Annotated in this window: 20 protein-coding genes and 4 tRNA genes; 5 read left to right on the top strand and 19 right to left on the bottom strand. The window is 60.2% G+C overall.

Annotated elements, in window-relative coordinates; translation table 11 throughout:
• Positions 1–2 precede the first annotated feature (2 nt).
• Positions 3–896, bottom strand: a complete 894-nt coding sequence (locus KBY02_RS20760; protein WP_032654031.1) for an AraC family transcriptional regulator — start codon at positions 894–896, stop codon at positions 3–5.
• A 179-nt stretch (positions 897–1,075) separates the two neighbouring features.
• Here KBY02_RS20760 and KBY02_RS20755 point away from each other — a divergent pair, with 179 nt between their 5' ends.
• On the top strand, positions 1,076–2,128 hold the full coding sequence (locus KBY02_RS20755) for an NAD(P)-dependent alcohol dehydrogenase (RefSeq protein ID WP_003406175.1): 1,053 nt from the start codon (positions 1,076–1,078) through the stop codon (positions 2,126–2,128).
• 11 nt (positions 2,129–2,139) lie between these two features.
• On the opposite strand, the gene KBY02_RS20750 is transcribed toward KBY02_RS20755, so the two are convergent.
• From KBY02_RS20750 to leuC, 9 genes are all read right to left on the bottom strand, one after another.
• Positions 2,140–2,949, bottom strand: a complete 810-nt coding sequence (locus KBY02_RS20750; protein ID WP_011267369.1) for an IclR family transcriptional regulator — start codon at positions 2,947–2,949, stop codon at positions 2,140–2,142.
• A 79-nt stretch (positions 2,950–3,028) separates the two neighbouring features.
• Positions 3,029–4,339: an MFS transporter gene (locus tag KBY02_RS20745; protein ID WP_057457295.1), complete on the bottom strand. Its 1,311-nt coding sequence runs from the start codon at positions 4,337–4,339 to the stop codon at positions 3,029–3,031.
• 326 nt (positions 4,340–4,665) lie between these two features.
• Entirely contained in the window at positions 4,666–5,871 is a 1,206-nt protein-coding gene (gene dgoD, locus KBY02_RS20740; RefSeq protein ID WP_263870189.1) for a galactonate dehydratase, read from the bottom strand.
• Positions 5,872–5,883: 12 nt separating this feature from the next.
• A complete protein-coding gene (locus tag KBY02_RS20735) occupies positions 5,884–6,519 on the bottom strand; it encodes a 2-dehydro-3-deoxy-6-phosphogalactonate aldolase (RefSeq protein ID WP_011267366.1) in 636 nt (211 codons plus the stop codon).
• A 1-nt stretch (position 6,520) separates the two neighbouring features.
• Complete coding sequence (locus KBY02_RS20730) at positions 6,521–7,525, bottom strand: 2-dehydro-3-deoxygalactonokinase (RefSeq protein ID WP_011267365.1); 1,005 nt, start codon at positions 7,523–7,525, stop codon at positions 6,521–6,523.
• Between the two features lie 180 nt (positions 7,526–7,705).
• Positions 7,706–8,818, bottom strand: a complete 1,113-nt coding sequence (asd, locus tag KBY02_RS20725) for an aspartate-semialdehyde dehydrogenase (RefSeq protein WP_002552957.1) — start codon at positions 8,816–8,818, stop codon at positions 7,706–7,708.
• Positions 8,819–8,888: 70 nt separating this feature from the next.
• Positions 8,889–9,971 carry a 3-isopropylmalate dehydrogenase gene (gene leuB / locus KBY02_RS20720; RefSeq protein WP_011267364.1) on the bottom strand — a complete coding sequence of 361 codons (1,083 nt, stop codon included), beginning with the start codon at positions 9,969–9,971 and terminating at the stop codon, positions 8,889–8,891.
• 155 nt (positions 9,972–10,126) lie between these two features.
• On the bottom strand, positions 10,127–10,768 hold the full coding sequence (gene leuD / locus KBY02_RS20715; protein WP_011267363.1) for a 3-isopropylmalate dehydratase small subunit: 642 nt from the start codon (positions 10,766–10,768) through the stop codon (positions 10,127–10,129).
• Between the two features lie 10 nt (positions 10,769–10,778).
• On the bottom strand, positions 10,779–12,203 hold the full coding sequence (gene leuC / locus KBY02_RS20710) for a 3-isopropylmalate dehydratase large subunit (protein WP_003406190.1): 1,425 nt from the start codon (positions 12,201–12,203) through the stop codon (positions 10,779–10,781).
• A gap of 145 nt (positions 12,204–12,348) precedes the next feature.
• On the opposite strand from leuC, the gene KBY02_RS20705 reads away from it, so the two are divergent.
• Both KBY02_RS20705 and KBY02_RS20700 read left to right on the top strand, forming a co-directional pair.
• Complete coding sequence (locus KBY02_RS20705) at positions 12,349–13,221, top strand: LysR family transcriptional regulator (protein WP_003345646.1); 873 nt, start codon at positions 12,349–12,351, stop codon at positions 13,219–13,221.
• A gap of 63 nt (positions 13,222–13,284) precedes the next feature.
• Positions 13,285–15,477 carry a putative bifunctional diguanylate cyclase/phosphodiesterase gene (locus KBY02_RS20700; protein ID WP_024660962.1) on the top strand — a complete coding sequence of 731 codons (2,193 nt, stop codon included), beginning with the start codon at positions 13,285–13,287 and terminating at the stop codon, positions 15,475–15,477.
• Positions 15,478–15,543: 66 nt separating this feature from the next.
• Here KBY02_RS20700 and KBY02_RS20695 read toward each other — a convergent pair whose 3' ends face one another.
• From KBY02_RS20695 to uvrB, 9 genes are all read right to left on the bottom strand, one after another.
• Positions 15,544–15,987: an Hsp20 family protein gene (locus tag KBY02_RS20695; RefSeq protein WP_003316521.1), complete on the bottom strand. Its 444-nt coding sequence runs from the start codon at positions 15,985–15,987 to the stop codon at positions 15,544–15,546.
• Positions 15,988–16,116: 129 nt separating this feature from the next.
• Positions 16,117–17,082, bottom strand: a complete 966-nt coding sequence (locus KBY02_RS20690) for a tRNA dihydrouridine synthase (RefSeq protein WP_024660961.1) — start codon at positions 17,080–17,082, stop codon at positions 16,117–16,119.
• A gap of 29 nt (positions 17,083–17,111) precedes the next feature.
• Positions 17,112–17,573, bottom strand: a complete 462-nt coding sequence (locus KBY02_RS20685) for an acyl-CoA thioesterase (protein WP_003397383.1) — start codon at positions 17,571–17,573, stop codon at positions 17,112–17,114.
• A 525-nt stretch (positions 17,574–18,098) separates the two neighbouring features.
• Positions 18,099–18,174: transfer RNA gene (locus KBY02_RS20680), tRNA-Glu, on the bottom strand.
• Between the two features lie 46 nt (positions 18,175–18,220).
• A tRNA-Ala gene (locus KBY02_RS20675) sits at positions 18,221–18,296 on the bottom strand.
• Between the two features lie 51 nt (positions 18,297–18,347).
• Positions 18,348–18,423 (bottom strand) — tRNA-Glu (locus tag KBY02_RS20670).
• 88 nt (positions 18,424–18,511) lie between these two features.
• Positions 18,512–18,587, bottom strand: a tRNA-Ala gene (locus KBY02_RS20665).
• 148 nt (positions 18,588–18,735) lie between these two features.
• Entirely contained in the window at positions 18,736–20,217 is a 1,482-nt protein-coding gene (gene gltX / locus KBY02_RS20660; RefSeq protein ID WP_011267360.1) for a glutamate--tRNA ligase, read from the bottom strand.
• 857 nt (positions 20,218–21,074) lie between these two features.
• A complete protein-coding gene (uvrB, locus tag KBY02_RS20655) occupies positions 21,075–23,090 on the bottom strand; it encodes an excinuclease ABC subunit UvrB (protein WP_225650725.1) in 2,016 nt (671 codons plus the stop codon).
• Positions 23,091–23,491: 401 nt separating this feature from the next.
• Here uvrB and KBY02_RS20650 point away from each other — a divergent pair, with 401 nt between their 5' ends.
• Together KBY02_RS20650 and KBY02_RS20645 are read left to right on the top strand one after the other, a co-directional pair.
• On the top strand, positions 23,492–24,688 hold the full coding sequence (locus tag KBY02_RS20650; RefSeq protein WP_003407696.1) for an amino acid aminotransferase: 1,197 nt from the start codon (positions 23,492–23,494) through the stop codon (positions 24,686–24,688).
• A gap of 208 nt (positions 24,689–24,896) precedes the next feature.
• Positions 24,897–25,208, top strand: coding sequence for a hypothetical protein (locus tag KBY02_RS20645; protein ID WP_003407694.1), 312 nt, complete (start codon positions 24,897–24,899; stop codon positions 25,206–25,208).
• Positions 25,209–25,236 lie beyond the last annotated feature (28 nt).

Genomic DNA, 25,236 nt, shown 5'->3' with positions numbered 1-25,236 from the left:
AGCTAACCCCTACATCCCTCTTCGCCCGGTCTGCGCTCAAAGTAACGTTTGTATTCACGACTGAACTGCGACGCGCTTTGATAGCCGACCTTCAGCGCGACCTGCGCCACACCCAGGCCCTCGGCCACCAGCAATTGCTGAGCCTTGAGCAGGCGCAGGCGCTTGAGGTACTGCACCGGCGACAACAGCGTGCTGCGCTTGAAATGTTCATGAAAGGTCGACGTGCTCATGTTCGCGCAACTGGCCAGCGTGTCGACGTTCAGCGCGTGGTCATAATGCTCATGCAGATAGGTCACGGCCGAGGCAATTCGCGCAAACTGCCCCTGCTGTTCGACCAGTGCACGCAACACCCCGGACTGCGGTCCACGCAGCGCGGTGTACAGCACCTCGCGAATCCGTGCCTGGCCCATGGCCTGGCACTCCAGCGGATCATGCAGGCAACGCAGCAGACGCTCGACACTGTCACGCATGGTGTTGTCGATGCGCACCGAGGTCATGGATTCCGGTGTCTGCACCTGACTCTCGTGTCCAGTGACCGGGCCCATCGCCTGCACCAGCTCACCGAGCAATACCCGGTCGATGGCCACTGAAACACCGTAAAGCGGCTTTTCCGGATTGGCAAAGGTTTCGCACTTGAACGGCACAGAGAGCGCCTGAATCAGGTAATGCCCGGTGCCGTATTCGAACGTACGCGGCCCCAGGCACGCGACCTTGCTGCCCTGCACCACGATCATCAGGCTCGGCTCGTAGATCTGCGGGCTGCTGGCGACATAACCAAACGCCGAAAGCACGCGGACCTCCGGCAACGGCGTAGCGACAAACCCCGGGCGCACCGCCAGCGGCTGGATCAGGGAAACAAGGGTGGCATTGCCATCCGGCATAACAGGTAAGGTCATGGGCACAGCCTGACAGAGAAACAGACAGCCGTATCATCGCAGATTTGCGCCTCAGCGCCGACCCTGAAATATCAGGCCGGAGGAATAGGCATGAAACACGGAGGATTCACCATAGCCGCGAAGGGCCCGTATCAGGACAATGGTTCGCCTCTCTTCCGTCACACCTTGCGAGGTCAAACATGTACACAGCTATCGGTTACGCCGCACAGTCAGCTACCGCTCCCCTCGCCCCGATGACCTTCGAACGTCGCGCTCTGCGTGCCGACGACGTTGCCATCGAAATCCTTTATTGCGGCGTCTGCCACTCCGATATTCACCAGGCACGCAACGAATGGGGCATTGCCGTCTACCCGCTGATGCCGGGCCACGAAATTGTCGGTCGCGTCACTGCCACCGGCAGCAGTGCAACCCAATACCAGGTCGGTGACATGGTCGGTGTCGGCTGCATGGTCGATTCATGCCGTGAATGCTCGGCCTGCAAGTCGGACCTCGAGCAGTACTGCCTGGAAGGCCCGACCATGACTTACGCCACGCCGGATCGCGTGGACGGCAGCAACACCATGGGCGGTTACTCGAACAGCATCGTGGTCGCCGAGCACTTCGTCGTGCGCGTCCCGGAAAAACTCGATCCGGCCGCTGCTGCGCCGATTCTCTGCGCAGGCATCACCACCTATTCGCCGCTCAAGCACTACGGCGTCAAGGCGGGCGACAAGGTCGGCATTCTGGGCATGGGCGGCCTGGGCCACATGGGCATCAAGTTCGCCAAGGCCATGGGCGCTGAAGTGACCCTGTTCACCCGCTCCGCCGCCAAGGCTCAGGAAGCACATCGTCAAGGCGCCGATCATGTGATCGTGTCCACCGATGCCGAACAGATGAAGGCTGCTGCCGGGCACTTCGACTTCCTGCTCGACACCATTCCGGTGCAGCACGACCTGAACCCCTACCTGGAAACCCTGCGTTTCGATGGCGCCCACATTCTGGTCGGCCTGATCGAGCCGATCGAGCCACCAGTACACGCAGCCAATCTGGTAATGAGCCGCCGCGTGCTGGCCGGTTCGTTGATCGGCGGTATCGCGGAAACTCAGGAAGTGCTGGATTTCTGCGCCGAGAACGACATCACCTGCGACATCGAAATGCTCGATATCCGCAACATCAACGAAGCCTACGAGCGCATGCTGGCCGGTGACGTGAAGTACCGCTTCGTGATCGACATGGCCACGCTGAAGGCCTGATCGACTGTCGATCAGCCGCCGAGATCGGCCGAGAGTTCCGCCGCGATGGTTTTGATCAGCGGAACCAGCTCGGCCATCTTCTCCAGCGGCATGTAGGGCACGGTACTGGCGACACTGATGCCGGCAACGATCTGTTTGCTGGCATCACGTACCGGCGCTGCGACACAACGGATCGACGGTTCGTTGTCCTCCAGATCGAATGCATACCCTCCTTGTACATACTCCTCCCGCCGCGCCTTCAACTGCTCCCAGGTTTGCTGCTCATGAGCAGGCCATAGCGGATTTCTGCCTGTGCTCGGCATGCTGATTTCATACAGCCGTTGCCACTCGGACTGAGCACTGTCCAGCAGCAGTGCCTTGCCGATACCGGTGCGCACCAGCGGCATCCGATGCCCGACCCGCGAACGCATTTCCGGACCATTGCGACCGGGATTCTTGTGCAGATAGAGCACGTCATCCCCTTCCCGCACCGCCAGATGCACGGTATCGCCGGTCAGCTCCGACAAGCGATCCAGATACGGCCGGGCCAGCATCGCCAGGGGCACTTCTTCACGCGCCTGAAACCCCAGCTCGATCAATTTCGGCCCAAGCAGATAGCCCACCTGAGGAACGATGCGCAGGTAACGCTCCTCGACCAGGCAACTGGCCAGACGGTGCGTGGTACTGCGCGTGGTGCCGATCAGCCGGGCGATCTCCTTGAGGTCCCGTGCGCCACCGGCAACCGCCTGCACCACCCCCAGCCCGCGCAGCAAGGTCTGGGTCCCGGTGGGTACGGATTCCTTGCCGATAGTCTTTTCAGGAGTGATCGAATCGTTATGCATGAAAAACCTTGCTCGGATCAAAAGGGTTCGGATCGAAAACGGGCGGCATTATCACCGCCAGTGTCCAGACGCGTCGACATCAGAGCTCGATACGCTCCACCTTCCCTACCAGCAGGATGTAAGACAGCGCGCCCAGCAGTGCCAGGACCGATATGTAGGTAATGGCAGGCGCAAACGAGTCTCCCGACGCCAGAAAGCCGATCACGATCGGGGTGGCGATGGCAGAGAGGTTGCCGATGAAGTTGAACGTGCCACCGGTCAGGCCCAGCAGGCGCGCTGGCGCCAGGGTCGAGACCAGCGACCAGGTGATCGACGCCAGACCGTTGCCGAAGAACGCCAGCGCCAGAAAGGTGATCACCAGCGGCGTGGAGTCGACGAAGTTGGCACCGATGATCGAGGTCGAGATCAGCAGCCCGGCAATGATCGGCAACTTGCGCGCAAAGCCTACGCTATGCCCGCGACGGATCAGCCAGTCGGAGAAGAAGCCCGAGCACAGCACACCGACAAACGCGGCGAGGAACGGCAACGACGCCAGCAGGCCCGATTTGATGAAGTCCATGCCCCGGTATTTCACCAGGTAGGTCGGGAACCAGGTCAGGAAAAACCACAGCGTGGAGTTCAGGCAGAATTGCCCCAGGTAGATGCCCCACAGCTTGCGCTTGCTCAACACAATACCCAGGTCCAGCCAGCTGAACGCCTGCTTCTGTTTTTCGACGTCCTTCTGGATGTCCACCAGCCCGCCGCCCTCCTGGATCAGTTCGATTTCCTGCTGATTGACGCCATTGAAATCACGTGGCTCGCGATACACCGTGTACCAGATCAACGCCCACAACACGCCGACTCCACCGGTAGCGACAAACACCATGTGCCAGCCGTAGTGCGCCTGCAGCCAGGCCAGTACCGGGGTCAGAAACGCCAGGCCGACGAACTGCCCGGAGGTGTAGACGCCGATGGCGGTAGCCCGCTCGCGCTCGGGAAACCAGGTGGTGACCACGCGGCTGTTGATCGGATAAGCAGGCGCTTCCAGCGCACCAACCGCCATGCGCAGTACGAACAGGGCGATGAAGCTGGCGGCGAAGCCGAGCATGATGGTCGCGATGGACCACAGCAGCAGGGCTGCGGTGTAGAGAATGCGCGGCGGCACGCGGTCCACCAGCCAGCCCCCGGGCAGTTGCATGGCGGCGTAGGTCCAGCCGAACGCGGAAAAGATCAGCCCGACATGCACCGGGTCAAGGCCCAGTTCGGAGGTCAGCGCTGGTGCGGCAATCGACAGGTTGCTGCGGTCCAGGTAGTTGATCACTACGGTGATGAACAGCAGCACCATGATAAAGAAACGTTTGCGGGACGGCGTCACCAGGGATGCCGCACCCTCCAGAGTTCGAGTGCGCATGGAATGTAGCCTCTTGTTGGATTTATTGAGGTCTGTATTTCGATATAACCGAGCTGAAGGCACGCCGATTCTCGTTCCCACGCAGAGCGCTCATCGTTATACGCAAGTGCGCTTTTGATTCTGGCCGAAGGCCGTAGGAGCGAACTTGTTCGCGAAGACAATTGTTCAAACGAAACATTTTCAGAGAACATGTCGGCCTTTTCGCGAACAAGTTCGCTCCCACGCCCTGCGGGCAGAAGCCTGAACGCCCATTTTCCAGGCTCTTCAGGACTTATGTATGGCAATGAGCGCAGAGCGCCGAAAAGATGGCTAGCGGATTTGCTGTTCTACCACTCCGCAAAACTGCCATCCGCATGACGCCAGATCGGGTTGCGCCAGCGGTGGCCGATGGCGGCGCGTTCGATGACGTATTCTTCGTTGATTTCGATGCCCAAGCCGGGGCCGTTGGGGATCTTGACCATGCCTTTGTCGTAGTCGAAGACTTCCGGGTGTTTGACGTAATCGAGCAGGTCGTTGCTTTCGTTGTAGTGGATACCCAGGCTCTGCTCCTGGATGAAGGCGTTGTAGCAAACCGCGTCCAGTTGCAGGCACGCCGCCAGCGCGATAGGCCCCAGCGGGCAGTGCAACGCCAGTGCGACGTCGTAGGCTTCAGCCATGTTGGCGATCTTGCGGGTTTCGGTAATGCCACCGGCGTGCGAGGCATCCGGCTGGATGATGTCGACGTAGCCTTCGCTCAATACGCGCTTGAAGTCCCAGCGCGAGAACAGCCGCTCGCCCAGCGCAATCGGCGTACTGGTCAGCGGCGCCAGTTCCTTCAGTGCTTCATAGTTCTCGCTGAGCACCGGCTCTTCGATGAACATCAGCTTGTACGGGTCCAGCTCTTTCATCAGCACCTTGGCCATCGGCTTGTGGACCCTGCCGTGGAAGTCCACACCGATGCCGACATTCGGCCCCACCGCATCACGCACGGCGGCCACGTTGGCCAGCGCCAGGTCGACCTTGTCGAAGGTGTCGAGAAACTGCAGCTCTTCGGTGCCATTCATCTTCACCGCCGTAAAACCGCGCTCCACCGCTTCCTTGGCGGCGCGCGCCGTGTCGGCGGGCCGATCACCGCCAATCCACGAGTAGACGCGAATTTTGTCACGCACCTGACCGCCGAGCAGGTCGCTGACCGACACACCCAGCGCCTTGCCCTTGATGTCCCACAACGCCTGATCGATGCCGGCCAGCGCACTCATGTGGATCGCGCCGCCGCGGTAGAAGCCGCCGCGATACAGCACCGTCCAGATGTCTTCGATGTTGCGCGGGTCTTTGCCGATCAGGTAATCGGACAGCTCTTCCAAGGCAGCGGCGACGGTATGCGCGCGGCCTTCGACCACTGGCTCGCCCCAGCCGACAACGCCCTCGTCGGTCTCGACCTTGAGGAAGCACCAGCGCGGCGGAACGATGAACGTGGTGAGTTTGGTGATTTTCATGGGTGCGGTTTCTCTTGTTGATTCTCTTATTGGATAGCGGCTACTGCACGGCGGCATCTGCTGCGCCGGTCAGTCTGCAAGCGCTGCGCTGTGCTGCTTCCAGGCCGCCACATAGGCCTGGGCACGCTCGGTGACGTCTGCGACGCTCATGCCAGGTTTGAACAGCCCGGAGCCCAGACCAAACCCCTTCACACCGGCGTCGAGAAATACCTTCATGTTGTCCGGCGAGATACCACCGACCGGCAGCAGAATCGTGCCCTTGGGCAAGACCGCCAGCCACGCCTTGACCACCGCCGGCGACATCTGCTCGGCAGGAAACAGCTTGAGCACATCGGCGCCTTCGGCCAGTGCCGCAAAGGCTTCGGTCGGCGTCGCGACGCCTGGCGACAGGAATAGCCCGGCCGCCTTGGCCGCACGCAGCACCTTGGCGTCGCTGTGCGGCATGACGATCACTTGCCCGCCGGCGTCCTTGACCTGAGTCACCTGCTCAGGGGTGAGCACAGTGCCAGCACCGATCAGGCAATCGGCAGGCAACTGCTGTCGCAACAGGCGGATGCTGTCGAACGGTTGCGGAGAGTTGAGCGGCACTTCGATGACCCGAAAACCCGCTTCGTACAGCGCATCGCCCATGGCAGGCGCTTCTTCGGGACGCAAGCCGCGCAGAATCGCGACCAGACCATTTTCTTTCAATGCTTGCTTGAGCATGTCAAACCTCTCGAATGTGTTGGGACGAGCGGCGCGCGATCAGGCCAGCCTGCACGGCGACCTGCCAGAGGCCGCGCTCGGTCGCCTGCTCGGCCAATGTCACCCCGGGAAAGCCACAAACGGCCAGCCCGCGTGCATAGCGCGTGCACAGCGAATCGCTGCCGATGAGGATCACCGCAGGCAATTGTTCGTGGTTGTGCAGATGCAGCCTGGCGATGGCGCCCAGTTCATGGCCAATCAACAGGCCGGAAAGATAGTCAGGTTGCGCGCTGGCACTCAATTGCCCGGTCAGGCCGAGCGTTCGCGTGCTGAAAATAGTCGACAGTGGCCCGGCGGAGCCCGCGTCGGACAGGGCAATCGACAAGCCGCGGTCAAAGGCCTGCTCATCGAACGCCTCGGCAGGCTGCATGGTGCGCCCGAGAATGGTGTGGGCGCAGAGCGCGGCGTAAACCTCACCGGTCATGAAGGTATCGAAGTGAACGATGCGACCGCGCTCTACCTGCACCCATTTGGAGTGGCTGCCCGGCAGACCGATCAGCAGCGGCTGGCTGCCCTGCCCGTCTTCGAGCCCTGCCAGCACACCCAGCACCTGGGTTTCTTCGCCACGCATGACGTTGGGCAGGGTCGAGCGCTGCAGGACGCCGGGGATGATGTGCACCGTCACGCCGCGCACGCTGCGTACCGTCTGCAACGCTGCGCTCAGCTCGTTGACGCTGGCCGGCGTTTCCCGATAAGCCGCCTCGCGCCAGCCCTGCGCGCTGCCGACCATGCCGCAGGCAATCACCTGCAGATCCGGCTGGGCATCGAGCCAGTCGCCGCACGCCTGGTCGAAGGCCAGTTCGAAACCGTCACTGCAGAACTGCCCCGCGATCAGCCGCGGCGTGGTTGGCAACTGCATGATGCCCGCGCTCAACGCGCGCTGTTCCAGTACCTGGCCATGTTCGCCAAGTCGATAAGCACGAAGTGAGGTTGTCCCCCAATCGAGCGCGATCAATTGCGCCTGCATTGCGTCACCTGTTGTTTTTTTGGAAGTGAGTGCAGGACGACTATAAACCCGTTGTTACACTTATCTCAATATGTAAATTTCAATCCCATATATAGGGACAAAGGGCGATCAACCAAAAGTATCAGCCATTAAAAAACCCGCTTCCCTTTCAGGAAGCGGGTTGGCTGTGAAACCGAAGCCTCAACGCTCCAGCAGGATTCTCAGCATGCGACGCAGCGGCTCCGCAGCGCCCCACAACAGCTGGTCACCCACGGTGAAAGCGCCCAGGTACTGCGAACCCATGTTGAGTTTGCGCAGACGCCCTACCGGAATGCTCATGGTGCCGGTCACGGCGGTCGGGCTCAGCTCGTGCATGCTGGCTTCGCGGTTGTTCGGCACCAGCTTGACCCACGGGTTGTGCTGGCTGATCAAACCTTCGATGTCCGCAATCGGCACATCCTTGTTCAGCTTGATGGTCAGCGCCTGGCTATGGCAACGCATGGCGCCGATGCGCACGCAGATGCCGTCCACCGGGATCGGGCTCTTGAAGCGACCGAGGATCTTGTTGGTCTCGGCCTGGCCTTTCCACTCTTCGCGGCTCTGGCCGTTTGGCAGGGCCTTGTCGATCCACGGGATCAGGCTGCCCGCAAGCGGTACGCCGAAGTTCTCGGTAGGGAACGACTCGCTGCGCATGGCTTCAGCCACCTTGCGGTCGATGTCCAGAATGGCGCTGGCCGGGTTGGCCAGATCATCGGCCACCGAAGCATGCACCGCGCCCATCTGCCTGATCAGCTCACGCATGTTCTGCGCGCCGGCGCCGGAGGCCGCCTGATAGGTCATGACGTTCATCCACTCGACCAGACCGGCATCGAACAGGCCGCCCAGCCCCATCAGCATCAGGCTGACGGTGCAGTTGCCACCGATATAGTTCTTGGTGCCCGCGTCCAGTTGCTGGTCGATGACCTTGCGGTTCACCGGGTCAAGCACGATGACCGCATCATCCTGCATGCGCAGGCTGGACGCCGCATCGATCCAGTAACCCTGCCAGCCCGCTTCGCGCAGCTTGGGGAACACCTCATTGGTGTAGTCGCCACCCTGGCAGGTCAGCACCACGTCCAGGGTTTTCAGCTCGTCGATGCTGTAGGCATCTTTCAGGGGCGCAACATCCTTGCCCACCGAAGGCGCCTGGCCACCGACATTGGAAGTAGTGAAGAACACCGGCTCAATGAGATCGAAGTCCTGCTCTTCCCGCATCCGCTGCATGAGCACGGAACCGACCATGCCACGCCAACCGATCAGACCTACACGTTTCATCGCAACTACACCTTGAATAAAAGTGGGACCGCCGCTCTGCGCGTACACAGCAGGCGGCGGGCCAGAGAGATTACAGATTCCGCAGCGCGGCGACTACCGCATCGCCCATTTCCTGCGTACCGACTTTGACTTTGCCTTCCGACCAGATGTCGCCGGTGCGGATACCCTGATCCAGAACCAGGCTGACAGCCTTTTCGATGGCATCGGCCGCATCGGTCAGATTGAAGCTGTAACGCAGCATCATCGACACCGAGAGAATGGTCGCCAACGGGTTGGCGATGCCTTTGCCGGCGATGTCCGGCGCCGAACCGTGACATGGCTCGTACATGCCCTTGTTGGCCGTGTCCAGCGAGGCCGACGGCAGCATGCCGATGGAGCCGGTGAGCATCGATGCCTGATCGGAGAGGATGTCGCCGAACAGGTTGTCGGTCACGATCACATCGAACTGCTTGGGTGCACGCACCAGTTGCATGGCAGCGTTGTCGACGTACATGTGGCTCAGTTCGACTTCAGGGTAATCCCTGGCGACCTGCTCGACGATTTCGCGCCACAGCTGGCTGGACGCCAGCACGTTGGCCTTGTCCACCGAGCAGAGCTTCTTGCCACGCACCATGGCCATGTCGAAACCGACCTTGGCAATGCGGCGGATCTCGCTTTCGCTGTAAGGCAGCGTGTCGTAAGCCTGACGCTCGCCATTATCCAGCACCCGCGTGCCGCGTGGCGCGCCGAAATAGATGCCACCGGTCAGCTCGCGAACGATCATGATATCCAGGCCGGCGACGATTTCCGGCTTCAGGCTCGACGCGTCGGCCAGTTGCGGATAAAGGATCGCCGGACGCAGGTTGCCGAACAGGCCCAGTTGCGAACGGATTTTCAGCAGACCGCGCTCAGGACGGATGTCACGCTCGATGGTGTCCCATTTCGGTCCGCCGACTGCGCCGAGCAGCACGGCGTCGGCCGCACGGGCACGCTCCAGGGTTTCATCGGCCAGCGGCACGCCGTGCTTGTCGATGGCCGCGCCGCCGATCACGTCGTGGGTCAATTCAAAGCCCAGTTGATACTTTTCGTTGGCCAGCTCCAGCACCTTGACCGCTTCGGTCATGATTTCCGGACCAATACCGTCACCTGGGAGAATCAGAATCTGCTTGCTCATAACATCCTCGATTTTGTGCATCGGCGTCTTTGACAACGCCTGCTTGAAACGCTCAATACCACAGAAAATTTAGCGTCCGGCCAAAACACTTTTGCCAGCAAGGCGCAATTACACCTTACTGGCAAACATGCATCCGCTGTCGATCGATCAATCGATCAGTCGCGGAACAACCACGGCTGGCTGGCGCGGTGCCTGCTCTCGAAACCGGCGATGGCCTCGGCGTCCATCAGCGTCAGGCCGATGTCGTCCAGACCATTGAGCAGGCAATGCTTGCGGAACGCATCGATTTCAAAGCTCAGGACCTTGCCATCCGGACGGGTCACGGTCTGCGCCTGCAGATCGATACTCAACTGATAACCGGGCGAGGCTTCCACCTGCTTGAATAGTTGATCAACGTCTTCCTCGGACAGGATGATCGGCAACAAGCCGTTCTTGAAGCTGTTATTGAAGAAGATGTCCGCGTAGCTCGGCGCAATGATTGCGCAGAAACCGTACTCTTCCAGTGCCCAAGGCGCGTGTTCGCGGCTGGAACCGCAACCGAAGTTCTCCCGGGCCAACAGCACGCTGGCACCCTGATACCGCTCATGATTGAGCACGAAGTCAGGGTTCAGCGGGCGCTTGGAGTTGTCCTGATACGGCTGGCCGACATCCAGATAACGCCATTCATCGAACAGGTTCGGGCCAAAACCCGTGCGCTTGATCGACTTGAGAAACTGCTTGGGAATGATCTGGTCGGTGTCGACATTGGCACGATCCAGAGGAGCGACCAGGCCATGGTGCTGGGTAAAGGCTTTCATACGGGACTCCTCAGTGCTGGATCAGGTCGCGAACATCGATGAAACGGCCATTCACTGCAGCGGCAGCGGCCATCGCCGGACTCACCAGATGCGTCCGGCCACCGGCGCCCTGACGACCTTCGAAGTTACGGTTGGAGGTCGACGCGCAATGCTCGCCGGAACCCAGGCGGTCCGGGTTCATCGCCAGGCACATGGAGCAGCCCGGTTCACGCCATTCGAAGCCGGCTTCGATGAACACCTTGTCCAGCCCTTCCTTCTCGGCCTGCGCCTTGATCAGCCCCGAACCCGGCACCACGATGGCCTGCTTGATGGTTGAAGCCACCTTGCGGCCCTTGGCGACATCCGCAGCAGCACGCAAATCTTCGATGCGCGAGTTGGTGCAGGAACCGATGAATACCCGGTCCAGCTGGATATCGGTAATCGGCTGATTGGCTTTCAGGCCCATGTACTTGAGCGCACGTTCGATGGAGCCGCGCTTGACCAGATCCGGCTCTTGCGCAGGGTCCGGCACGTTCTGATCGACCGCGAGGACCATTTCCGGCGAGGTGCCCCAGCTGACCTGCGGCTTGATCTGTGCGGCGTCCAGCCTGACCACGGTATCGAACACAGCGTCCGGGTCGGACACCAGGTCCTTCCAGGCTTCGACAGCGAGGTCCCACTCCGCGCCCTTGGGTGCGAACGGACGGCCTTTGACGTACTCGACGGTCTTCTCGTCGGTGGCCACCATGCCGACCCGGGCACCCGCTTCGATGGACATGTTGCAGATGGTCATGCGCCCTTCGATCGACAGGTCGCGAATCGCGCTGCCGGCGAACTCGATGGCGTAACCGTTACCGCCTGCGGTGCCGATCTTGCCAATCACTGCCAGCACGATGTCCTTGGCCGTCACGCCGAACGGCAATTGCCCTTCGACCGAGACCAGCATGTTCTTCATTTTCTTGGCGACCAGGCACTGGGTGGCGAGCACGTGCTCGACCTCGGAAGTGCCGATACCGTGGGCCAGCGCACCGAATGCACCGTGGGTAGAGGTGTGCGAGTCGCCGCAGACCACGCTCATGCCTGGCAGGGTTGCGCCCTGCTCCGGGCCGATCACATGGACGATGCCCTGGCGCGGGTCATTCATCTTGAATTCGGTGATGCCGTACTCGTCGCAGTTGTCGTCGAGGGTCTGCACCTGCAAGCGCGACACCTGATCCTCGATGGCACCGATGCCACCCTTGCGTTCGGCCGTGGTCGGCACGTTATGGTCAGGCGTGGCGATGATCGAGTCGATCCGCCACGGCTTGCGCTTCGCCAGCCGCAGACCTTCGAACGCCTGCGGCGAGGTCACTTCATGGATGATATGACGGTCAATGTAGATCAGCGCCGAACCGTCGTCGCGCTGTTTGACCAAATGCGAATCCCAGAGCTTGTCGTAGAGCGTTTTCCCGGCCATCGGACGTACTTCCTCATCAGCTTGTTTCTATGCCTTGGGCAATCGTGGCGATGACCCTTTGGCTTGTGCGGTCATCCTATGGAATATGCTTAAATAACTCAAATTCATAATTTTCATACTTTGGATAACCAACTGGAATCTGACCATGGACCTGGCCAACCTCAATGCCTTCATCGCCATTGCCGAGACCGGCAGTTTCTCCGGGGCAGGCGAACGCCTTTACCTGACCCAACCGGCCATCAGCAAGCGCATCGCCGGTCTGGAGCAGCAACTCAACGTGCGCCTGTTCGATCGCCTGGGCCGCGAAGTCAGTCTGACCGAGGCCGGACGCGCCCTGCTGCCACGCGCCTACCAGATTCTCAACGTGCTGGATGACACCCGCCGGGCACTGACCAACCTGACCGGGGAAGTCACCGGGCGGCTGACTCTGGCGACCAGCCATCACATCGGCCTGCACCGTTTGCCGCCGATATTACGGGCCTTTACCCGCACTTACCCGAAGGTTGCACTGGACATTCAGTTCCTGGATTCGGAAATCGCTTATGAAGAAATTCTTCACGGGCGCGCCGAGTTGGCAGTCATTACACTGGCGCCCGAGCCGCATGCACTGATCCGCGCCGTGCCCGTATGGGACGATCCGCTGGATTTCGTCGCTGCACCCGAGCACCCGCTGGCCAACAGCGGCCCGATGAAGCTGGAGGATATTGTGCGCTATCCGGCGGTATTTCCCGGCGGTAACACGTTTACCCATCACATTGTCAGCGGCTTGTGCGAGGCCCAGGGCCTCAAGCCCAACATCGCCATGAGCACCAACTATATGGAGACCATCAAAATGATGGTTTCCATAGGCCTGGCCTGGAGCGTTCTGCCGCGCACCATGCTCGACGAGCAGGTGGCGCGCATTCCGCTGCCGGGCGTACAGCTCAATCGCCAGCTAGGCTACATCCTGCACACCGAACGCACGCTATCGAATGCGGCACGGGCATTCATGAAACTGCTCGATGCGCAGACACAGTGAATAGAGGCTGCAGGCCGCAGACAGATCGCTCTGGCGGCTCCATCGATCAAAGGCTCGGATAACATGCCCAACCCACCGGATAACGCCGCGCCGAAAACCACCGTACAGACGGCCTCTGCCAGGCTGTCGCTGAAAGACGCAGAGCGGGCCCTGCAGGAAACCCGTGATCGCCTGGAGCTGGCACTGGACCTGGCGCAAATGGGCACCTGGGATCTGGATATCGTCCGCAACCGGCTGCAGGCTTCGGCACGCGCGGCGCTGTTGCACGGCATGCCGGCACTGCCCGTCGACCAGTCTGGCGGGCAGTTCTTCGGCAGCCTGCCCGCCGAAGAACGCCGTCGCATGCGTGCAATCTACGCTGCGGCACTCGAAACCGGGCAGGACTGCCTGCAAGTCACCTACCGGTTTCAATTGAAGAACGGCACGTCACGCCTGCTTGAAGGCCGCGCGCGGATTTATCGGGATGAACAGGGCCAGCCCGTCAGGCTGTCCGGCACCCTGATGGACATTACCCAACAGTGCGCTCAGGTCGCCCTGGAGGCCAGCGAGGAAAAATTTGCCAAGGCGTTTCATTCAAGCCCCGACTCGATCACCATCACTGAAATCGACTCGGGCCGCTACGTCGAGGTCAACGATGGCTTCAGCCGCCTGACCGGTTTCAGCGCCCAGGAAGTGCTTGGCCGTACAGCGCATGAAGTCGGCATCTGGACCGACACCTTGCAGCGCGAACACATGCTTGAAGAACTGCGCCAGAAAGGCCGCGTGCATCACCGCGAAATGGACGGTCGGGACAAGCATGGCGCGCCGCTGGTGCTGGATATATCGGTCGAGTTCATCACCCTGAACAACACCGCTTGCCTGCTGATGAACGCCCGCGACATCGGCGCGCTTAAAAATGCCCAGGCGCAGATTCAGCACCTGGCTTATCACGACCCGCTGACCGGGCTGCCCAATCGCGCACTGCTGCTCGACCGCCTGAGCCAGCAGGTGTCGCTGCTTCAGCACCAGAACCTGCGCGGCGCCCTGCTGTTTCTCGATCTGGACCATTTCAAGCACATCAATGACTCGCTCGGCCATCCGGTGGGCGACAGCGTTCTGAGCATCATCGCCGCGCGCCTGGAAGCCAGCGTGCGCCAGGAAGACACCGTGGCGCGCTTGGGCGGCGACGAATTCGTGGTATTGATCTGCGGCCTGGAAGGCTCGCAGGACGAGGTCACCCGACAAGTGCGGGAGCTGGCCGACAACCTGCGCAACCTGCTGGCCGAGCCGATGTTTCTCGACGGCCATCGCCTGCAGGTCACCCCGAGCATCGGCGTGGTGCTGATTCCGGATGATGGCCTGACCCCGGCCGATCTGCTCAAGCGCGCCGATATCGCTCTATATCGGGCCAAGGATTGCGGGCGTAACGCTTCACAGTTTTTCCATGTGTCCATGCAACAGGCCGTCAGCCAGCGTCTGCGCCTGGAAAATGACTTGCGCCTGGCCCTGACCCGCAACGAATTTCACCTGCACTTCCAGGCCCAGGTCGACTGTCGCAACGAATACATCACCGGCGCCGAGGCCCTGCTGCGCTGGCAACACCCGGAATACGGCTTGCTGGCGCCCGATCAGTTCGTGCAGATACTTGAAGAAAGCGGGATGATTCTGGAGGTCGGCAGCCATATTCTGAATGAAGCCTGCAAAACCGGCGGCCTGCTGTTAAGACAAGGGCTGATCCCGGAAAACAAATTCCTGATGGGTGTCAATATCAGCCCGCGGCAGTTTCTCCAGCACGATTTCATCGAGCGCGTGGAGCGCAGCCTGACGCTGCACCAGTTGCCGGCGTCCATGCTCAAGCTGGAAATCACCGAAGGTATCGTCATCCAGAATCTGGACGACACCATTCTCAAGATGCTCAGCCTCAAGGCGCTGGGCGTCAGCTTTGCGATGGATGATTTCGGCACCGGCTATTCGTCCCTGACCTATCTCAAGCGCTTGCCGGTGGATACGCTGAAGATCGACCAGTCCTTCGTCCAGGACGCCACCAACGACCCCAATGACGCAGAAATCATCCGCGCCATCGTCGCCATGGCGCAGAGCCTCAACCTGAACGTGATCGCGGAAGGCGTGGAAACCTCCGAGCAACTGGCGTTTCTTGAAAGAGTCGGCTGCTACACCTATCAGGGCTATCTGTTCAGCGAACCGCTGCCAGGCCCGCAGTTCGAGTCCTTGCTGGAGCTCAAACGGCCTGCGCAGCAAACCGCACATCAGGACTGAAAAAAAGGAAGGCGCCCTGAGGCGCCTTCCCTGTTACGTGCCGCTGACTCAACATCACCTGACGGATCAGTTTTCCAGCGCTTTCTGGCTATTGAGCGGAATGCGTTTCGGTTTCGCTTCTTCCGGCACGTTGCGCACCAGGTCAATATTCAGCAGGCCGTGAGACAGATCGGCCCCTTTGACCTCGATATTGTCCGCCAGCCTGAACGACAGCTTGAATTCACGCCGGGCAATACCCTGATGCAGATACGTCACGTTTTCGGCTTCTTGCTCGCGCTTGTTGCCGATCACGGTCAGCACACCTTTTTCAACCTGCAACTCGAGATCCTGCTCTTGCATGCCTGCTGCAGCGATCACGATTCGATAATGGTCATCGGTGTGCCGCTCGACGTTGTAGGGCGGATAGCCGCTGGTTGTCTCATTTCGCGCCGCCGACTCGAAGAGGTCGTTGAAGCGGTCGAATCCCACTGAGTTGCGAAACAGTGGAGCCAGAGAAAATGCAGTAGCCATAACAATTCTCCTGTTTATCAGCGAGTGGTTTAAGCGACCCGTTTTCGGCATCGCCTGATCACCAAAATAGGGACAGCCTTTCGCTTTTCAAGAGACTTTTTTCAGGATTTTTTTGACCGTTCGTCGGGATCAGCTTTTGGGTAAGCAACCGGGCGCGCAGCCCAGCAATACGCTGATGCGATCGCAGTCGGTCTCGCGGCGCAACGTATTGAACATCAGGATCGCCTCGGGGTAGCTTTTGGTCAGCAGCACCAGCCACTGCTTGAGCCGACCCGGTGCCTGAATCAGCGTCATCTTCACCAGACAGTCCTGCCAGAAGACCCGCAGCATCGGCTGCAACGCGTCCCAGGTCATTGGCACGACCTCTTCGCCCTTCTGCGCCGCAGCAATCTGCCGGGCCAGATCGGGGCGCGCCACCAGCCCGCGACCGATCATGATGTCCCGCGCGCCGCAGATTTCGCGGCATCGCCGCCAATCCTCAACGGTCCAGATTTCCCCGTTGGCAACTACCGGGACCTTGACCACTTCCTGGATGCGCGCGATCCACTCCCAGTGCGCCGGCGGCTTGTAGCCGTCGACCTTGGTGCGCGCATGCACGACGATTTGCTCGGCCCCGCCGTCAGCCAACGCTCTGGCGCAATCCAGCGCCAGGTCGGTGTTTTCGTAGCCCAAACGCATCTTGGCGGTGACCGGTATGTCTTTGGGCACAGCACGGCGCACCTGGCTGACAATGGTGTGCAGCAGTTCCGGCTCCTTGAGCAGAACTGCGCCACCACGGGAACGGTTGACGGTCTTGGCCGGGCAACCGAAGTTCAGGTCCAGCACCGGCGCGCCCAGCTCGCAGGCGAACGCGGCATTCTCGGCCAGACACACCGGATCGGAGCCCAACAGCTGGAGCCGTAAAGGCGTACCGGCGTCAGTCTTCGCGCCGTTATGAAACTCCGAAGCGTACTTGTAGAAGTAGTGCGCCGGCATCAAACGCTCGGACACCCGGATGAATTCGGTCACGCACCAGTCGATGCCGCCGACTTTCGTCAGCACATTACGCAGGATGTCGTCGACCAACCCCTCCATGGGCGCCAGAGCAATTTGCATGGGTCACACTCGAAAAAAAGTCCGCCAGTTTACTGCCCGACGTGCGGATTGGGAACGGCGCTGTCAGAGATGGCTGCGCCATAGCCCTCGATGAACTCGGCAGGCATGCGCTTGGGTCGCCCACTGGACAGTTCGATGCAGACAAAGGTGGTTTGCGCGCGTAATAGCGTCAGGTTGTCGGCAGGACGCTTGAGCTGAAAGCAGCGGGTCATTTTCAGGCGGCGGTCCCAGTCGACGATCCAGGTCGCCAACTGCAGTTCGTCGTTCTCGTAGGCGCTGGCCAGGTAATCGATCTCATGCCTGACCACCGCCATGGCCCGGTCCAGACGCCGATATTCAGTCAGGTCCAGCCCGAGAAACTGCGAATGACGCCAGGCACAGCGCTCCAGCCAGGACACATAGACGGCGTTATTGGCGTGCCCCAGCCCGTCGATGTCTTCGGCGGCGACATTCAGATCAATGACGAAAGGCGTTGCCCGATCCCAGACCATGCGTGCTCCTGCTTGAGTAGATGTGATTGGCGGGAGTGTAGCGGGTCATGGCGCGCGTTCACACGCGCTGGCATGAAAAGCGCCCCTCGGAACGCCTTTTGCTCTTCACGCTACAGCGCTCAGAGTCACACACAAGTCTGGATAAGCCCGGATAAAAGGCCTGAAACCGTACGTGCAGACTGGACACAGACCTGTGGGAGTGAGCTTGCTCACGAAGACGATGCATCCAACCCCTATTTCCTGGGAGCTATACCGGCCTCTTCGCGAGCAAGCTCGCTCCCACAAGACTTATGTATAACCATGAGGGCTGTAGCGCGAGGATGCAGTTCGCGGCGCACTGCGTTGCGAACGCATAGAGGACGCGGAGTGTCCCGAACGGCATGCCAACGCAGTATCGGCACGAGAGTCGGTTACAGTTGAGTGTGGCAATAGATAAAAACAGAAAGGAGGGGTTTTCAAACCCCTAAAAAACAAAAGGGCCATTCAATAATCGAATGACCCTTGGTCCCGCAGAGCGGGAAATCGTGGCGTCCCCTAGGGGACTCGAACCCCTGTTACCGCCGTGAAAGGGCGGTGTCCTAGGCCACTAGACGAAGGGGACGCAAAACCTTCAGTCAGGTTCATCGAACGATGAACCCTGGCAAAATTGGTGGAGCTTAGCGGGATCGAACCGCTGACCTCCTGCATGCCATGCAGGCGCTCTCCCAGCTGAGCTAAAGCCCCGGATTTACGCCTCTCGGCGGAGATCAACCTTCCGGCATCACTCGGTGAAACTGGCGTCCCCTAGGGGACTCGAACCCCTGTTACCGCCGTGAAAGGGCGGTGTCCTAGGCCACTAGACGAAGGGGACAAAACCTTCTCGTAAAGCAAACGGTCGCTGGATCCGCTTGTTTCACATCATTTCAGAGCAGTGTAGCAGCACTCTGAAACGCTAAATTTGGTGGAGCTTAGCGGGATCGAACCGCTGACCTCCTGCATGCCATGCAGGCGCTCTCCCAGCTGAGCTAAAGCCCCACATCAGTGGACGGGGCGCATATTAAGCGTGAGTGACAGGGCTGTCAAATTTATTTTCTACAATCTGCAAACTTTTTTGTCGGTAATACAACCACTTACCATTCAACCCCCGGAAAACCGGGGGCGATTCACAGGAACAGGTAATGCCTCAGGCGATAGAGCCCAGAAGCTTTTCCCATTCCTTGTTTTCTTTCTTGGAAACGCCACCGAGCAAATCGAGGGCCTGACGCAGCCGGAAGCGGGTCAGGTCCGGACCGAGGATTTCCATCGCATCGGTCACCGACACCGAGTTGGCCTGGCCGGTGATCGCAGCGAACATCAGTGGCATGGCATCACGCAGCTTGAGTTCGAGATGCTCGACCACGGCCTGGATGCAGCCCATGATCCGCTCCTTCTCCCACTGACGCAGCGATTCCAGCTTCCACAGGATCAGTTGCATCACCTGACGCACCTGCTCCGGGGACAGCTTCTTGTGCTCGAACAGCTTCACATCAGGCGTGACGCCACCGGCGAAGAAGAAGCCGGCCAGCGGTGCGACCTGACTGAAGGTCTCTACCCTGCCCTGCACATGCGGTGCAATCTTCATCATGTAGTCAGGATTCAGCGCCCAGGTCTTCAGACGCGAGGCGAACTCCTCGACCGGCAGATCACGCAGCCATTGGCCATTGAGCCAGGAAAGCTTCTCGATATCGAAGATCGGCCCGCCCAGCGAAACACGCGACAGGTCGAAGTTGTCGACCATCTCCTGCAGGGAGAACTTCTCGCGCTCGTCAGGCATCGACCAGCCCATGCGCCCCAGGTAATTGAGCATCGCCTCGGGCATGAAGCCCATGCGCTCGTAGAAGGTGACTGAGGTGGGGTTCTTGCGCTTGGACAGCTTGCTCTTGTCGGGGTTACGCAGCAGCGGCATGTAGCACAACTGCGGCTTGTCCCAGCCGAAGTATTCGTACAGCAGGATCAGTTTCGGCGCCGATGGCAGCCATTCTTCACCGCGCAGTACGTGGGTGATGCCCATCAGGTGGTCATCGACGACGTTGGCGAGGAAGTAGGTCGGCAGGCCGTCGGTCTTCATCAGGACCTGCATGTCCATACGGTCCCACGGGATTTCGACTTCGCCACGCAGCATGTCAGGTACTACGCAGACACCTTCGGTCGGCACTTTCATGCGGATAACGTGTGGCTCGCCGGCATCCAGGCGGCGCTGAACCTCTTCCTTGGAGAGCAGCAAGGCACGACCGTCATAGCGCGGGGTTTCGCCCTTGGCCTGCTGTTCGGCGCGCATCTGGTCGAGTTCTTCGGCGGTGCAGAAGCACGGGAAGGCATGGCCCATGTCGACCAGTTGCTGCGCGTATTTCTGGTAGATGTCGCCGCGCTCGCTCTGCCGGTAGGGACCGTGAGGACCACCGACGTCGGGGCCTTCGCTCCAGTCGATGCCCAGCCAGCGCAGTGCGTCGAAGATCTGCTGTTCGGACTCGCGGGTAGAGCGCAGTTGATCGGTGTCTTCAATGCGCAGGATGAACTCGCCGCCATGCTGTTTGGCAAAGCAGTAGTTGAACAGCGCGATGTAGGCCGTGCCGACGTGGGGGTCGCCTGTGGGCGATGGCGCGATGCGGGTACGAACGGTGGTCATGGAAAATCCCGAATGAGGTCGATCAAGCGCGGAATGTTAACAGGCCGGGGGCATGGGGCTCCAGCACGGGCAATGTGATTGCGTTCGCGCTCCGCGCTCAGCGCTGCTCACAGGGCCCGATGGGTGCTGAAAAAAGGCTTCAAGCCACGATAGTTCTCGTTCCGCACGCTCCGCGTGGGAATGCAGTTCGTGACGCTCTGCGTCACAAAGCGGTTCTGCGATGTCAGGTGGATTGAGGTTCGGCTCAGGTCACCTTTTCACCCCTCGGCGACTCACTTTGAGGGACCAAAGTGAGCAAAGTCCCTGCTCGGCGTGGATATCGTTCCCACGCTCCGCGTGGTAATGCAGTTCGTGACGCTCTGCGTCACACGACGGCTCTGCGCCGTCAGGTGGATTGAGGTTCGGCTCAGGTCACCTTTTCGCCCCTCGGCGACCTACTTTGATGGGGCCAAAGTAGGCAAACCCCCTCGCTCCTGTTTCCGGCCCGACTTCGTCGGGTTCCTTCGCCCTGTCACTGATCCGGGGGTCGCCGCAACGGACCATCCATGGTCCGGTGCGGCTAGCCTGGCGTCCTGCCAGGCTACCCCCGGATCAGCGCCAGGACTCAGCCGTCACTTACGTCGCACTCTGCGTCGTCTGTGCCATCGCGCTCAAAAAGCACTTTAGGGCAATTTGGCTAAAGGCACGGCTCGGGAGTTGATGACTATCGTTCCTCACGCTCCGCGTGGGAATGCAGTTCGTGACGCTCCGCGTCACACGGCAGTTCTGTCAGGTGGATTGAGATTTGACAACGGCATGCCAACGCAGAGCATTGGCACGATGATCAACGCGGATTGACGCGAGAGTCGGCTAGCCAATCAAACCGCCAGCAAGCGCTCGCGCAGTTTGCCGATTTCGTCGCGCATCTGCGCAGCGGCTTCGAATTCCAGGTCGCGGGCCAGTTGGTACATTTTTTCTTCCAGTTGGCGAATGCGTTTGTTGATCTCGCTCGGCGAGCGCAGTTCGTTCTCGTAGCGGGCGTTCTCTTCGGCGGCTTTGGCCATGCCTTTGCGCTTCTTGCTGCGCGAGCCAGGCACGGTGGCGCCTTCCATGATGTCGGCGACGTCCTTGAATACGCCTTTGGGCGTAATACCGTGTTCCAGGTTGAAGGCGATCTGCTTCTCGCGACGTCGCTCGGTCTCGCCGATGGCGCGCTCCATCGAGCCGGTAATCCGGTCGGCATACAGAATCGCCCGGCCGTTGAGGTTCCGTGCCGCCCGGCCAATGGTCTGGATCAGCGAACGGTCGGAGCGCAGGAAGCCTTCCTTGTCGGCATCGAGAATCGCCACCAGTGACACTTCAGGCATGTCCAGACCTTCGCGCAGCAGGTTGATGCCCACCAGCACGTCGAACGTCCCCAGTCGCAGGTCACGGATGATTTCGACACGTTCCACCGTATCGATGTCCGAGTGCAGGTAGCGCACCCGCACGCCGTGGTCACTCAGGTAGTCGGTCAAATCCTCGGACATGCGTTTGGTCAGCGTGGTGACCAGTACCCGCTCCTCAAGCGCAGCATGCTTGTGAATTTCCGACAGCAGGTCGTCGACCTGGGTCAGCGCCGGACGAATCTCGATCTGCGGGTCCACCAGGCCGGTCGGACGCACCACTTGCTCGACGATACGCCCGGCGTGCTCGGCCTCGTAGTTACCCGGAGTCGCCGAGACGAAAATGGTCTGCGGGCTGATCGCCTCCCACTCATCGAAGCGCATCGGCCGGTTATCCAGTGCCGACGGCAGGCGGAAGCCGTACTCGACCAGAGTTTCCTTGCGCGAACGGTCACCTTTGTACATCGCGCCGACCTGCGGCACGCTGACGTGGGATTCGTCGATCACCAGCAAGGCATCGGGGGGCAGGTAGTCAAACAAGGTCGGTGGCGGCGCACCGGACGGACGACCCGACAGGTAGCGCGAGTAGTTTTCGATACCGTTGCAGTAGCCCAGCTCGAGCATCATTTCCAGATCGAAACGGGTGCGCTGCTCGAGACGCTGGGCTTCCACCAGTTTGTTCTGGCTGCGCAGGTATTCGAGGCGCTCCTGCAGCTCGACCTTGATGTTTTCCATCGCCTCGATCAGCGTTTCGCGCGGGGTAACGTAGTGGCTTTTCGGATAGAAGGTGAAGCGCGGCAGCTTGCGAATCACCTCGCCGGTCAGTGGATCGAACGCCGACAGGCTCTCGACCTCGTCATCGAACAGTTCGACCCGGATCGCTTCCAGATCGGATTCGGCCGGGTAGATGTCGATCACGTCGCCGCGCACCCGGAAGGTCGCACGGGCAAAGTCCATGTCGTTACGGGTGTATTGCAGATCGGCCAGGCGGCGCAGCAAGGCACGCTGATCGAGTTTGTCGCCGCGATCGATGTGCATGACCATGCGCAGATAGGTTTCCGGACTGCCCAGACCGTAAATGCACGACACCGTGGTGACGATGATCGCATCCTTGCGCTCCAGCAGCGCCTTGGTCGCCGACAGGCGCATCTGTTCGATGTGGTCGTTGATCGACGCATCCTTCTCGATGAAGGTGTCGGACGACGGCACATAGGCTTCGGGCTGGTAGTAGTCGTAGTAGGAAACGAAATACTCCACGGCGTTGTTCGGGAAAAACGCCTTGAATTCGCCATACAACTGCGCGGCCAGGGTCTTGTTCGGTGCCAGCACCAGCGTCGGACGCTTGATCTGGGAAATCACGTTGGCGACGCTGAACGTCTTGCCCGAGCCGGTCACCCCGAGCAAGGTCTGATGCGCGAGCCCTGCGTCGATCCCTTCGACCAGTTGGCGAATGGCCTCGGGCTGATCGCCGGCTGGCTCAAAGCGGGTAACGAGCTGGAACTCGGACATAACTGACCTCTTGAATGGTGCGCGTGTGACGGGTTCGCGTGAATCTGTCCGCGACCTGACCGCCTCGACGGCACAACTGGAAATATTCGTCGGCGCATGACGGCGCGCCATGACGAAATCATCGCAAACAGCCGTTCCCGCCGGGAAGCAGGCGTGCGATGTTTTGAAGTGATGGCTAATAGATGGAGTCATATATCAGCCTTTCAAGGCATCCACTTAAAGCATTGAGGTTTTAACCGAACGAACGTTCTACAAATATGCGCAAAAACCTGTAAAAAACCCGCCCTGCACTGTCGATCACTGAGGGGATGCTCTCTATACTACGCTCTGTTTGCGCACCGCTTTGGCGCATCGAGCCTCAGCGTGTCCCCTTCCCACTCTTCACCAAGAGCCGCCGCACCATGAGCCTGTTTTCCGCTGTCGAAATGGCACCCCGCGATCCGATCCTGGGTATCAACGAAGCCTTCAACGCCGACACCCGCAGCACCAAGGTCAACCTTGGCGTAGGCGTCTACTGTGATGAAGACGGGCGCATTCCCCTGCTGCGCGCCGTGGCCGAAGCCGAGAAGGTCCGTGTCGCCCAGCATGCTCCGCGTGGCTACCTGCCGATCGACGGTATTGCCGCCTATGACCAGGCCGTGCAAAAACTGTTGCTGGGCGCTGATTCGCCGCTGATCGCCTCGGGCCGCGTGCTGACCACCCAATCGGTCGGCGGCACCGGCGCACTGAAGATCGGTGCCGATTTCCTCAAGCAGCTGCTGCCCGATGCCGTCGTCGCCATCAGCGACCCGAGCTGGGAAAACCACCGTGCGCTGTTCGAAACCGCAGGCTTTGCGGTGCAGAACTATCGCTACTACGACGCTGCCACTCACGACGTGAACCGTGCCGGCATGCTCGAAGACCTGCACAACCTGCCGAACAACTCGGTGGTGGTGTTGCACGCCTGCTGCCACAACCCGACCGGCGTCGACTTGAGCCTGGATGACTGGAAAAAAGTGCTGGAAGTGGTCAAGGCCAAGGGCCACGTGCCGTTTCTGGACATGGCCTACCAAGGCTTCGGTCAGGGTATTCAGGAAGATGCGCTGGCAGTGCGCCTGTTTGCCGAGTCGGGCCTGACCTTCTTCGCCTCCAGCTCGTTCTCCAAATCGCTGTCGCTGTATGGCGAACGCGTCGGCGCGCTGTCGATCATTACCGAATCGAAGGAAGAAACCACTCGCGTCCTGTCCCAGGTCAAACGCGTGATCCGCACCAACTACTCCAACCCGCCGACCCACGGTGCGATCATCTCCGCTGCGGTGCTTAACGACCCGACGTTGCGTGCAATGTGGGAAGAGGAACTGGGCGAAATGCGTCTGCGCATCCAGGGCATGCGCAAGGCGATGGTCGAGCGTCTGGCTGATAACCCGGCCGGTCAGGACTTCAGCTTCGTCGCTCGTCAGTGCGGCATGTTTTCCTACTCCGGCCTGACCGCCGAACAGGCCCAGCGCCTGCGCAGCGAGTTCGGCATCTACGCGCTGGACACCGGCCGTATCTGCGTGGCCGCGCTGAATCAGAAGAACATCGACGTAGTGTGTGACGCGATCAAGCAGGTTCTTTAAGTTTTAAGCTGCAAGCTGCAAGCTTCAAGCTTCAAGCTTCAAGCTTCAAGCTTCAAGCTTCAAGAAAAAGCAGAACTGCTCTTGCTTGTAGCTTGCAGCTTGTAGCTCCCAGCTCCCAGCTCCGCTGGGCACTTTCCATCGAACGATCTGAAAAAACCTGCCTCGAAACTCTGTCAGCACATTTTCTGAACCAGATATCGAGGTACTCATGTCTATCGAACCGCAACGTCAGAAAGAACCGACGCCAAATCAGGACGCACCTGCCAGCCCGGGCCCGGACCGCAACGATCCGGCAATCGAGCCGCAAGTCGGGGACGTGAAACCCGAGACTGAAAAGGGCAATGGCCAGAGCCAGGGCCAGACGCCTTCCCCCAGCCAGTCACAGACTCAGTCGCAGAGCCAGTCAACCAGCGACAGCGCCTATGTGCCTGACCATGAGCCGGAAGAAAAAACCGAGGACTTACGCAATCATCAGCCAACCACGGGTGTTGACGCTGATATCGATACACCCGGCGGCTGATTGCCGATAAGCGCATTTGGGCCGCATG

The sequence above is a fragment of the Pseudomonas sp. P129 genome (assembly GCF_020312195.1).
Lineage (GTDB): Bacteria > Pseudomonadota > Gammaproteobacteria > Pseudomonadales > Pseudomonadaceae > Aquipseudomonas > Aquipseudomonas fragariae.
This window is presented reverse-complemented; position numbering and strand designations above follow the sequence as displayed.

Excerpts from the sequence above, each read along its gene's own strand:
- KBY02_RS20760 (WP_032654031.1), bottom strand. The coding sequence starts at position 896 with ATGACCTTACCTGTTATGCCGGATGGCAATGCCACCCTTGTTTCCCTG.
- KBY02_RS20755 (WP_003406175.1), top strand. The coding sequence starts at position 1,076 with ATGTACACAGCTATCGGTTACGCCGCACAGTCAGCTACCGCTCCCCTC.
- KBY02_RS20750 (WP_011267369.1), bottom strand. The coding sequence starts at position 2,949 with ATGCATAACGATTCGATCACTCCTGAAAAGACTATCGGCAAGGAATCC.
- KBY02_RS20745 (WP_057457295.1), bottom strand. The coding sequence starts at position 4,339 with ATGCGCACTCGAACTCTGGAGGGTGCGGCATCCCTGGTGACGCCGTCC.
- dgoD (WP_263870189.1), bottom strand. The coding sequence starts at position 5,871 with ATGCCGCCGTGCAGTAGCCGCTATCCAATAAGAGAATCAACAAGAGAA.
- KBY02_RS20735 (WP_011267366.1), bottom strand. The coding sequence starts at position 6,519 with ATGCTCAAGCAAGCATTGAAAGAAAATGGTCTGGTCGCGATTCTGCGC.
- KBY02_RS20730 (WP_011267365.1), bottom strand. The coding sequence starts at position 7,525 with ATGCAGGCGCAATTGATCGCGCTCGATTGGGGGACAACCTCACTTCGT.
- asd (WP_002552957.1), bottom strand. The coding sequence starts at position 8,818 with ATGAAACGTGTAGGTCTGATCGGTTGGCGTGGCATGGTCGGTTCCGTG.
- leuB (WP_011267364.1), bottom strand. The coding sequence starts at position 9,971 with ATGAGCAAGCAGATTCTGATTCTCCCAGGTGACGGTATTGGTCCGGAA.
- leuD (WP_011267363.1), bottom strand. The coding sequence starts at position 10,768 with ATGAAAGCCTTTACCCAGCACCATGGCCTGGTCGCTCCTCTGGATCGT.
- leuC (WP_003406190.1), bottom strand. The coding sequence starts at position 12,203 with ATGGCCGGGAAAACGCTCTACGACAAGCTCTGGGATTCGCATTTGGTC.
- KBY02_RS20705 (WP_003345646.1), top strand. The coding sequence starts at position 12,349 with ATGGACCTGGCCAACCTCAATGCCTTCATCGCCATTGCCGAGACCGGC.
- KBY02_RS20700 (WP_024660962.1), top strand. The coding sequence starts at position 13,285 with ATGCCCAACCCACCGGATAACGCCGCGCCGAAAACCACCGTACAGACG.
- KBY02_RS20695 (WP_003316521.1), bottom strand. The coding sequence starts at position 15,987 with ATGGCTACTGCATTTTCTCTGGCTCCACTGTTTCGCAACTCAGTGGGA.
- KBY02_RS20690 (WP_024660961.1), bottom strand. The coding sequence starts at position 17,082 with ATGCAAATTGCTCTGGCGCCCATGGAGGGGTTGGTCGACGACATCCTG.
- KBY02_RS20685 (WP_003397383.1), bottom strand. The coding sequence starts at position 17,573 with ATGGTCTGGGATCGGGCAACGCCTTTCGTCATTGATCTGAATGTCGCC.
- gltX (WP_011267360.1), bottom strand. The coding sequence starts at position 20,217 with ATGACCACCGTTCGTACCCGCATCGCGCCATCGCCCACAGGCGACCCC.
- uvrB (WP_225650725.1), bottom strand. The coding sequence starts at position 23,090 with ATGTCCGAGTTCCAGCTCGTTACCCGCTTTGAGCCAGCCGGCGATCAG.
- KBY02_RS20650 (WP_003407696.1), top strand. The coding sequence starts at position 23,492 with ATGAGCCTGTTTTCCGCTGTCGAAATGGCACCCCGCGATCCGATCCTG.
- KBY02_RS20645 (WP_003407694.1), top strand. The coding sequence starts at position 24,897 with ATGTCTATCGAACCGCAACGTCAGAAAGAACCGACGCCAAATCAGGAC.